General features: G+C 30.9%; 8 protein-coding genes. All 8 read right to left on the bottom strand.

Annotated elements, in window-relative coordinates; translation table 11 throughout:
* Positions 1–1,282: 1,282 nt before the first annotated feature.
* Positions 1,283–2,911 (bottom strand): sialate O-acetylesterase, encoded by a 1,629-nt coding sequence (locus tag Q0C58_RS02390; protein WP_290696955.1) that lies wholly within the window; start codon positions 2,909–2,911, stop codon positions 1,283–1,285.
* Positions 2,912–3,082: 171 nt separating this feature from the next.
* Positions 3,083–4,261 (bottom strand): AIR synthase related protein, encoded by a 1,179-nt coding sequence (locus tag Q0C58_RS02385; protein WP_290696952.1) that lies wholly within the window; start codon positions 4,259–4,261, stop codon positions 3,083–3,085.
* A gap of 109 nt (positions 4,262–4,370) precedes the next feature.
* On the bottom strand, positions 4,371–5,897 hold the full coding sequence (locus Q0C58_RS02380) for a carboxypeptidase regulatory-like domain-containing protein (protein ID WP_290696950.1): 1,527 nt from the start codon (positions 5,895–5,897) through the stop codon (positions 4,371–4,373).
* 17 nt (positions 5,898–5,914) lie between these two features.
* The gene (locus Q0C58_RS02375) at positions 5,915–7,435 is read right to left on the bottom strand and encodes a CsgG/HfaB family protein (protein WP_290696946.1); all 1,521 of its coding nucleotides are present in this window, start codon (positions 7,433–7,435) and stop codon (positions 5,915–5,917) included.
* Positions 7,436–7,452: 17 nt separating this feature from the next.
* Positions 7,453–7,863 carry a curli production assembly/transport component CsgF gene (locus tag Q0C58_RS02370; protein ID WP_290696943.1) on the bottom strand — a complete coding sequence of 137 codons (411 nt, stop codon included), beginning with the start codon at positions 7,861–7,863 and terminating at the stop codon, positions 7,453–7,455.
* A gap of 2 nt (positions 7,864–7,865) precedes the next feature.
* Positions 7,866–8,600, bottom strand: a complete 735-nt coding sequence (locus tag Q0C58_RS02365) for a CsgE family curli-type amyloid fiber assembly protein (protein WP_290696940.1) — start codon at positions 8,598–8,600, stop codon at positions 7,866–7,868.
* A gap of 44 nt (positions 8,601–8,644) precedes the next feature.
* Positions 8,645–9,193 carry a hypothetical protein gene (locus Q0C58_RS02360; RefSeq protein ID WP_290696937.1) on the bottom strand — a complete coding sequence of 183 codons (549 nt, stop codon included), beginning with the start codon at positions 9,191–9,193 and terminating at the stop codon, positions 8,645–8,647.
* 104 nt (positions 9,194–9,297) lie between these two features.
* Positions 9,298–10,800 (bottom strand): curlin, encoded by a 1,503-nt coding sequence (locus Q0C58_RS02355; protein ID WP_290696934.1) that lies wholly within the window; start codon positions 10,798–10,800, stop codon positions 9,298–9,300.
* Positions 10,801–11,023: the final 223 nt, after the last annotated feature.

The following is an 11,023-nucleotide window of genomic DNA, read 5'->3' as shown; positions in this document are numbered from 1 at the left end:
ACCTCATCAAAACGTTGTTTTACTATTTGTAATTTATCTAACATGTATTTCTAAAATTGTGAAACAAAAATACGATAAATAATCAATAGTAATGTTCGGTTTTCGTCACTGAATTTTGTTCTCTTTTTTTATTCTCCAGTATAACATAATTTACAAAACATAAAAAGGTTAAAATTGTAAAAAACCTTTCGACATAGAACAAATAATTAGGCTCTTTATAATAAGCATTAAAAACTGCTATATCAGAAAAAGCTAAGCAAAATGCAGTTATTAAAAACAATGTTGACCTTAAATTAAATCTATTAAAATTGTAATTAACCGCACACACACACATTAAAATCATTGTAATACTAGGAAACACAGAAAAAACTCTTTCAGTAAAACTAAATTTTTCAAAATCTACTGTTGATACTAATAAGTAAATTACGTATCCATTTAGAATCGCGATTATTGCAAAAAATAAAACCACTGCGTAATTACGCACTTTAAAATCGAGTTTTTTTATGACTAGACTAGATATTAATATAAATGTAACTGTTCTAATAACTAAAGCGACACAAGGCGCAATAGGACTTTCTATATATATTGTAAGCGCATCGAAAACAACAAATAGAAGCATAATAATTGTTGCGGTTTTATGCTTGTGACAACCTATGTAGAAAAAACAACCGGTAAATATTATTGAAGTAATTAACTTATGTATTAGAAATATATTAAACGACATTTCTGATACTGTAATTATACCAGTTATAAAGAGAATAACTGCTATAAAGTATAATAGCTTTTGATGAGACAAGGTTAAAATATATTAAGATTTGGGTATACTAATATAGTAAAAAATAAAAAGGAATACTATTTTCTTATATAAGTAATAAAAAGAATTAAATTAGTTTTTGACAATTAGCATTCGCTTATACCTATTTTTTTATTTGAAAAATAATAGACAAAAGAACACGTTATAACCTATATATGTTAAACAAATTTCGTGTAATTCTTAGTTACTACAAACCTCTTGCAATATGGTCTTTTGTTGTAACATTAATACGAACTATTTATAACCCAGGAATTGTTAATGAGTTTGTTTTTGTTAATGATTAACGATAGAAGTACGCGTAAGAAGTTGAAATTTTATAAAATGGTAGGTGTTTAGAATCTTAAACTAGTATTTATACTATATCTAATAGATTTTAGTTTAACTTGTAGTTTCCTCTTTTTAATTAAAGGTTTTATTTAGTAATAGTTATCAAAAAAACTATTAACATATTTTATTAAAAGCTAATTATTAATTTTTTATAAATAGCTTAACAACATCCTTATCATTATTTTTTACTACTAAAATATAAGTTCCTGCAAACAAATCTGACACCCTTAAATTAACAAATGTATTGTTTACTTTTTGCACTTTTAAAAGTTGTCCTCTAATACTATAAATATTTACCTCTGTAATATTAAAATCAGTATTAAGTGCTAGTTCGTTTTTTACAGGATTTTTAAAAACTACTTTATTATCTAATTCGTTTTCTTCAAAAATAATATTACTTAATGTATTACTAGAAGTATCTATATAACTAATGCGTAAATGAGGTCTTAATAAAAAATTTGCAGCATCATCTTTTGTACTAATTGTTAGTTGTGTATTTATAGTTTCTGCTTGTAATCCTAATGCAATAGTACTTGCTCCTTGAGCATAACCATCTCTAATATACTCTGCTATATCTGCGCCACGTTGATGTAAACCATCAATAAAAAAACTTGAAAAACTAGAACTAATTAGGTTTGAAAAAACAGGACCGTTATTAAACGTCACCGTATCCTCTGACCAGCTTGTGTCAACATCGTAAAAATTAACACTCATAGGCTCATTATTATCTGTACCATCATCATCCTGTAGATCTGCATTAATAAATAGAGTTGTATCAATAATTAGTCGATCTGTTGTTCCTGTAATGTTATTAATATTAAATTTAAACAAACCTGTTCTATTGTCATTAACATTATTAGAAGTTTTTGTAATACGCATAAGTTCGTTTTCTGAACCTGTTTGTTGCACAATATCTGCATGTACTCCAGAACGCACATAAGCATCTTCGGTTACATAAACAATTTGATCTCTAATATAATTATAACCATAAATCATTTCCAAAACTTCTGCTCCATACCTGTAACCTAGAACACGTTGTGAATTAGATATAAAATGTGTTCTATCTGTAGTTATTAAACCTTCAGAAGAAGCAAAACTAGTATTAGCTATATAAGCCGCATCAGTTGGATCAGATAATTTTCTTAGATTCGCGTTGAAAGTATCGTTATCTGTTCTTTGCTTGCTTAATTCACCTAATATAAATGGTAAATTAGGCATATTTAAATCACTTCTTAAATTAGTTACAAAAGTCTTTATTTTTGTTAAATAATTAGAATCATTTCTATTAGACTCTCCTTGATGCCACAATATTCCTTTAAGTGTTGATCCTTGTAAAGCCAAAGCAGCATTAATTTGTATTAATGCTGCTCCATAATAATCTTCTGTAGCACCTTTAGCCCAAGCATTTAAATTGGTTCCTCCTCTTGCATTTACTACCAAACCTATTTGATTTCCAGTAACTTCATTAACTGTACGTCCAAAGGTATAAGTATAATTTAGACCTTGATTTTGATTTGAATTTAATATAGTTGAGTATCTATTTAAGCCACCATTTCCACCAATTATATTTACAGCTGGTTCCCAATTAGCACCATTAAACAAGTCTACACCACTTAACGCAACAGTATCTTCCATCTCTACTACACCTCTACCAGATGTATTAGATTGGCCAATAACTAAAAAAATATCCCTTTGTGCCATTGCAAGTGTAGGGATTAGTAAGAAGCAAAAGACCGTTTTTACAAACAATAAAAAGTAGTTGTTTTTCATAATTTAAAATGTATTGATAAACATATAGAATAAACCGTTAATGTGCTTTTTTACAAGATTAAAAGCGTTATTTATTTACAAAAACAGACAAAATACTTATTCTGAGGATTAAATATTTATTTTGTAAGAAAAGTGATATAAAAATGCAAATAATTTAACTAAATTAAAATACTAATAATTAAAGACACCAAACTCACTTTTTATAGTCAATTTTTTTTCTTCTGAAACTTCTACTCTACCAATAATTTGTGCGTTTACATTATAACTTTTAGATATAGAAATAATATCTTCAGCTATATCTGGAGACACATATAATTCCATTCTATGACCACAATTAAACACTTGATACATTTCTTTCCAATCTGTTTTAGATTGTTCTTGTATTAATTTGAATAATGGCGGAATTGGGAATAAATTATCTTTTACTATGTGTAAATTATCTATAAAATGAAGAATTTTAGTTTGCGCTCCTCCAGAACAATGTACCATACCGTGTAAAGTATCTGTCTTAAATTTTGATAAAATTTCCTTTATAATTGGAGCATAAGTTCTTGTTGGAGATAAGACTAACTTACCTGCATCAACTGGGCTATTTTCTACGGAATCTGTTAACTTTACTTGACCGGAATACACTAAATCTTCAGGAACAGCAGCATCAAAACTTTCAGGGTATTTTTTTGCTAAATAATTATTAAATACATCATGTCTTGCAGATGTTAAACCATTACTTCCCATGCCTCCATTATATTCTTTCTCATAGGTTGCTTGACCAAAACTTTCTAAACCAACAATTACATCTCCTGCTTTTATATTAGCATTATCTATAACGTCACTACGTTTCATTCTTGCTGTAACTGTAGAATCTACAATTATTGTACGGACTAAGTCGCCAACATCGGCTGTTTCTCCTCCTGTAGAATGAATAGTAACTCCAAACGATTTTAAATCTTCTATTAGTTCTTCTGTTCCATTAATTATTGTAGAAAGCACTTCACCTGTGATTAAGTTTTTATTTCTACCAATAGTTGATGATAACATTATATTATCTGTTGCACCAACACAAAGCAAATCGTCAATATTCATAATTAAAGCATCTTGAGCAATGCCTTTCCATACAGAAACATCTCCAGTTTCTTTCCAGTACATGTAAGCTAAGGCGCTTTTTGTTCCTGCTCCATCTGCGTGCATTATTAAACAATAATCATCGTCGTTAGTAAGGTAATCTGGCACTATTTTACAAAAAGCTTTTGGAAACAAACCTTTGTCTATATTTTTTATAGCATTGTGCACATCTTCTTTTGATGCTGAAACACCTCTTTGACTGTAACGTTTACTTATTTCTGAGCTCATAATATTGTATTGAGCTGCAAATATAACTGTAAAAAAAAAGCACACAAATAATATTGTACGCTCTTTTAAAAATAAGAAGCCTCAAACTAAAATTTTATTTTTTTTCTGCTTAATCCCAATCTGGCATTGATGCTGCAGTAAAAAGTTCTGTCTCTGCTGTTGCTATACCAAACTGGTATATAAATATTCTTGGAACTGAGTTAATTGCATTAGATACTCTTGTAAGAATAAATCCGCCTTCATTTGGTGCGTACTTAACATCTAAATCATTAAACCCAATTAAAGCATCTGTAGGTACTTGTGTACTAGTTGTTGTAGCTACATTGTAAATAAACACTCTACTTTGAAATTGTCTGTATGTTGAGTTTTGAGAGCCTGAGAGGTCTCTAGTATAAATAATTTCATCTGCGTTTGCTGTAATATCTATTCCTCCTATAGCTCCAGGCAATCCTTCAACAACAATAGCATCTTCAGTACCTGTAGATAATCTAACAGTAAATAATCTAGCATTGTATCCTAATGAGTTATTTGTTTTTACTAAAATTAAATCATTATCGAAAGCGACACTTTCTACTTCAGAAATAAATGATCCATCTGTTGTTTGATAAATTTGTAAAAGCCCACTACCATCTGGATTTATTTGGTATAATTTATCGAAACTAGGATAATAAAGTTTACTTCCACTCTGTGCCCAGCAAAAATCTACATGTTCTAGTCTAAACCCATTTACTGGAATTGTACTAGTTACTTGGGTTTGATTAGAGCCATCTGTATTCATAGTAAAAAGTTGAGTACTTCCGCCAACAGTACGTAAATAAGCAATTTTATTAATTGCCACGTTAGATCTTGGTCTAAAACTATTGTTAGACTCATTTGTTAGCTTAAGTAAATCGAAATCTAATTCTGCTTCTGCTCCACCTTCAGGATCTTCTTTACCAGAATATATTACACTATTACCATTTTCTTCTCTTATAAAAACAAAAGGATTATTAGGTACAGTAATTGTTGAAAATTGACTAACTGCCGATATAACATCCTCATTTATATCATCATTTACCGTAACTTGCCAAAAGTAAGTTGTAGATAACTGTAAGTTATTTGCTACGTAAAAAGTATCCTGTTCTACTTCATACATTTCTACTTCATTTGTACTTCCATTTCTAAGCTCTAAAGTATAAGATAATTCATCATTAACATCAAGATCTAAAGAATTCCAAGTAAATTCAATCTCTAAAGGAACTTCTATTGCTAAATCTTCAGGGAAAATTAAATCTGGACTGGTTGGTGACTGATTATTTGCGTTAGACGTAACTAATTCAAAAGCTGCTGCTGCCGCAGTATTTTCTAGCACTGTAACCGATTCAAACGCTGTTACAAAACCATCTAATTCTGCTTGCACTGCATAGGTTTCTACCACAGCATTATCGATAACAAAATTACCATCAACATCTGTAAAAACAGTACTTGTAACTGGATTTGTAGATATTTTTACATTCTCTAAAGGTGCATTAGTACCTTCTGCTACAACTTTACCATTTATGGAGCCTATGCGAATTCCATCAATTTGATCTTCACTACAAGCCATAATAAATAGCATTATAATTAATAAATTTATTATGTGTTTTATTTTTTTCATTATAGTAGGATTTATTTTTAATTGCCCTCTTTATTTTCATCTACAACGGCAGGCTTTTTCTCTGCTTCTTTTTCATCTCTTTTTTGCTGCAATTCTTTATTTATATTTTCTTTTTTTACACGTTTTAATTCTTTCTTTCTTTCTCTTTCTTTTTCTCGTTCAAGATCTTTCTTAGTATTATAATTACCAATATATAAGTTTAATCCAACGCCAAGTCTTAAATACATATCATCTCTAGACCCTATATCTAAATCATCCACCAAATCGCTAAATACAAAGTTGTTTTCTATGAAACCAGTAATACCAATTCTTTCAGTTATTAAATATTCTAATCCAGCACCAACTTGAATTTTTGGATCAATATTATTAAAATCGTTAGAGATATTAGTTCCTCCACCAGCATATATATAAGGTGTTAATTTATCTGATGGTAAGACCGTATATTCAACATTAGCACCTATGGAAACAAAGCTTTTATCTAAAAGGCCTTTATTAACTAAATTAAATCTATTTGCATTTAAATTTAAATTAAAATGAGAGGTTAAATAACGCTTGTAACCTATTCGACTATTAAGTTGGTATTCTGCATTTATATAATCTCCATTAATTTTAGTTACTCCAAGAGAAACATGCAAAACATTGTCTGTTCTTCGTTTAAAAGTAAAACGATTAAAAAGCTCTGTAGCATTAGCTGCGTCTTTCTCTTCTTTGTAATTAGCCACCAATTCTTTATCTATCTCTAAACCTGCTTTTGTAGACCAATAGCCATCTTCTATGCCTTCCATAATTAAGTCATGTACTGCTTTCTCTATTGCGTCTTTTACTGCTAACTGTACTGGTTCGCTTTGAGTAAAACCTGTTTCTGCTTCTAATAATCTTTGAAATTTTACAAATCGAAATAAACTTATATCAACTGCTTGAGATAAAATAGTTTTAGAAACGTAAACTGTATTTATAACCTCTCCACTTTGAGTAGAAACAGCTCTTAAATAGACTGTAATACGATCCTGTCTATAACGTGCTGAACCACCTACTCCAAAATATCTAGCACCTGCTCCACCTGTTACAATATTAGTATCGTAAGAAATAATACCGCCTTCAAGCATTAAACCAGCATATAGAAGCGGTTTTATTGCTGGCTCATTAGGGTTTAATCCTTTTGAATATTCCTCTTTTGTAGTACGAATTATATTTCTCTCTGTAGCTAGATTGTTAAAGTTCTCCCTTTCTAGAGGAATAAAATAACCTGAGTCTCCCAATGCTTTAATAAGAATAGTTGTAGATCCCTGAGTAACAGCGTTACTAAAAGTACTTCCATTTTCTACTGCTTTAAATTGACCTGTTTGGTCGCTAAAATTATAGACAGCAACCTCTAATGGCACTTTAGGTGGCGGAAGATCTAATATTTTTTGCGTGGATTTAGAATTCTCACCTATTCTCGCAGGTTCTTGAGAAAAAGGTTGATTAAAATAAGTGCCACAGGAACTTAAAAATAAAGATACTGCCAAAGTGGCTAATATTACTTGGTAGTTTTTCATAAAAAGCAAATTATATACTATGGGTTTGGAACAACAACTTGGGTTTGTTCTCCATTAGAAGTATCTAGAATGTTAATTACCAAACCTTCGTCAGACTCAAACACCTCTACATTAAGTGTTCCAAAAGTAAAAGTGCCTTCTTCATCAAAATCTCCAACAGATTCTACTTGCTGTGCTAAAAGAGCTCTTGATATTTGACTTAATACTTGATCATTTAAACGATCTCCAAATTGTTCTAATTCAGTTTGCTCCTCTCTTGCTTCTGTATCTGCGGTAAAATCATTTTGAGCGTTTGCTGAACTTAACAACCAATTATAATTAAAAGTATCTCCTCCAAAAGCTGGATTTAATGGCTTATAACTAAATTGCTGAGCATACGTAAACGTGCAAGCACCTAAAAAAAGAATTAATAATAATTTTGGTTTCATAATTAATAGCGTATTTGTGTGTTTTTAGTTCTTTGTAATTGTTGCAAATATCTTATACTTCTATCTAATGCGGTAACAGCCATCTCTTGTAAAAACTCTTTTTTAGGATTTACAAAAAATTGCCAAACTAGTTTTCCATCTACCTCGACAAAAACTCTTGTACTTCTTCTTTGCCCAGGAACTTCTTTAATTAAAATATTTTTATCTGTTTTTATTCCTTTATTAAAATATTCTGAATAAAAATAACGATGAAAATCCCTTCCTGACTTTGTTATTACTTTTTTTATAACAAGTCCTTGCAAAAAAACACCATCTTCATTCTCTTCTTGCTCTACATCGCCTGTTATTTCCAATAAACCATTAGCATTACTCGTAATTACTATTCTACTTTTACCAATAGCTCCTACTGTTTTATCCTCATCCTCTTCTGGATATATTAATAACACTAGTGTTATTTCACCCTCTATAACGTTATTAATGGTAAGAGATGAAAGTATTTTTTTCTCAGTTCCTTTTAAATAAATTCTATTAGCTTGCGAGCTTTTGGAAGCGTTATTATTAGCATCTACTTTAAATGCTAAAAACTCATATCGTAAACTTTTATCTGATTGTGTTAAATTTTGAACAGTTGCGCTGTAAGTAGTAAAGTCGCTTTTATTATCAATTTTTATAATTGCCTTAACCTCTTTATTGTAAAGCTTTTGTGCATTAACATTTTCAATAAAAATGAAAATCAACAAAAAAATCAATATTTTTAATGGTTTAGTAGGCATCTAAAATATTAATTAAAGCTTCTTATTATTATTGTTGGAGATGCTTCGGTTTGATTAAATTTAATATTTTTTGAAATATTATTAGAACCAAACTTATCGAAAATTAAATTATTTCCAGTTTGCTGAAGATCTAAAGACACCTTTGCATTCGGATCTATAACATAATCTTTAATAATATTATCATTTCCATTTTGACTTAGGTTTGACACTACTGCATCTACCTTATAAATTAAGTTTACATCATTACCAAGTCCGTTTTGATTGATGTTAATTTCACTAGCTCTTGAAGCTACTCTTGCTATAATTGTATTATTAGAACCAGCTTGTTCTATAGCTATAGAATTACTTTGTATGTTTTCTAATATTGGATTTGGAGTTGTATCAAAAAAAGATGAAAATTGTGTTTGAGAAAACTGTTGTCCTCCTACAGTTGTTGAAGCCTCTGTACTTTCGGTATCTTCGTTATCATTGTAAGTTTGTGCGATGATTATTTGGAATACAAATAAACATATAAAAGAAAGTATACTCTTTTGTGTACTATTTACTATTGTTTTCATAGTTGTAGATTAATAAAAAAAGGAGGATGCTTGCTATTTTGACATCCTCCTTTTAAATTTATGTAATAATTTAGATTTTAGAATCTATATAGTATTGCTAAATTTTAGCAACCTGGACCACATGGAGCATCTAAAATAAAACTATCAATATCTGCAGGAGTACCTAATGTTCCCTGATCTTGGAAATCACAACCTTCGTGAATACCATTAACATCTCCAGAAGGACCTAATTGTAATACACTAATAGTATTACCTCCATTTGGTGTACCATCTGCTAAGTTTTGACTAGCCTGAAAACTATGTCCTGAACCATCTGCAACTCCAGATTTCTGTACAATTAAAGTTTGGTTAGCTACACCTCTTTGTCCAGATAATGCTACGTTTCCATCTCCACTTTGATAAGTACTTACTAAGTTAGCATTTCCTTTTTGAGAAGTAATAGCTGCATTAAAATCACCTACTTGTCTTTGGTAAGTTTTGTGGTTTGCACCATTTTGTCCAGCAACAGCAAAGTTACTGTCTCCTGTTTGATCTTGACGACCGTAATTAGCACCACCTGTAGCAGAACCATGTGCATTTTGCACCATATAAGCGCCATTAGTGTTACCTGTCTGGTTTTGTTCAGCGTAATCACTAGCTTCACTACTGTCTCCCCATTGCCCAATGTAACCTAAGTTATCGCTACCAGTTTGTACTTGTAGTGCCATACCTGCTGTAGAACCTCCTCCTGTATTATCATTACCGTTAGTAAAACCAGAATCTGCAAAAGTATTTATTGCTGCATCCAAGTCTGCTTGAGAATCCCCAAAAGAATTAATTGGCTCAACATCTGCACCTTGATCGACTAATGCTTCATTATCATCACCTAATTGCGTTTGGTTAACAATATTCATGTTTCCTTCTTGTACAGAATGTGCTGTGTTACGACTACCAGCTTGGTATGTTTGAGACACGTTTTGATCTCCATACTGCTCTGCAATTGCAACATTACCGTCTGCTCCATTAGACGTAGCATTTTGGTGTAGTTGAGAGATGTTTGTATCTCCTTCTTGAACAATTCTAGCTTGATTATTATCATACTGTTGGATTGTTCTTGCTTGATTGGTTTGACCATCTTGCTCGATCATAGAGAAGTTCATTTCTCCTTGCTCTGCAGTACCATGTAAGATCGAAGCTTTGTTAAATCCACTTAAGCCACCATCTTTAAGGCCTTGACGTGTAACAGATTCATTAAAATCTCCGCCTTGAACAGTTGTTGACTGGTTTTCAGTACCCAATTGTCTTACATCAGCTGCATTTTCTTCACCACTAACATTTGTAACTTCACCTGTTTGCCAGATTCTTGCGCTGTTACCTCCTGCTCCTAAACCATCACCTTGAACTGAGTAAGAAGACTGGTTAGTTCCTGCTTGTAAAACTTGTAGTTTGTTTGTGTTACCGGATTGGATACCTTCACCTTGATTACCAGAACCAAAACTAAAATCAGCTGCTTGTTGAGCATCTACTGAGTCTGTTCCGTTAAAATCTGTTAATGCATCTTGTGTAACTTGCGCCATTATTGCGCCTGAGAATAATAGTGCCGCAGCACCAAAAATTACTTTTTTCATGTTAAATATATATTGATTAATAGCACTGTAAAGGTATATAATTATTTCAATACATATTTTTAAATACCACTATAAAAAGATGTTTTTAACGTGTTTTTCGATTAGTCTATAATTAATTTCGATGAAATACCATTTTGAATAAGAAATTTACTACATAATATTTGCAAGTCGTTATTTTTAAGCTACGTAGAACTACGTATGTTTACTACGTAAATTTACGTAG

This window comes from Lacinutrix sp. (assembly GCF_023299985.1).
In the GTDB taxonomy this organism is placed as follows: Bacteria; Bacteroidota; Bacteroidia; order Flavobacteriales; family Flavobacteriaceae; genus Lacinutrix.
This window is presented reverse-complemented; position numbering and strand designations above follow the sequence as displayed.

Bases quoted from the DNA above. Each gene is read 5' to 3' on its own strand.
- Q0C58_RS02380 (WP_290696950.1), bottom strand. From the start codon at position 5,897: ATGAAAAAAATAAAACACATAATAAATTTATTAATTATAATGCTATTT.
- Q0C58_RS02355 (WP_290696934.1), bottom strand. From the start codon at position 10,800: ATGAAAAAAGTAATTTTTGGTGCTGCGGCACTATTATTCTCAGGCGCA.
- Q0C58_RS02370 (WP_290696943.1), bottom strand. From the start codon at position 7,863: ATGAAACCAAAATTATTATTAATTCTTTTTTTAGGTGCTTGCACGTTT.
- Q0C58_RS02360 (WP_290696937.1), bottom strand. From the start codon at position 9,193: ATGAAAACAATAGTAAATAGTACACAAAAGAGTATACTTTCTTTTATA.
- Q0C58_RS02390 (WP_290696955.1), bottom strand. From the start codon at position 2,911: ATGAAAAACAACTACTTTTTATTGTTTGTAAAAACGGTCTTTTGCTTC.
- Q0C58_RS02375 (WP_290696946.1), bottom strand. From the start codon at position 7,435: ATGAAAAACTACCAAGTAATATTAGCCACTTTGGCAGTATCTTTATTT.
- Q0C58_RS02385 (WP_290696952.1), bottom strand. From the start codon at position 4,261: ATGAGCTCAGAAATAAGTAAACGTTACAGTCAAAGAGGTGTTTCAGCA.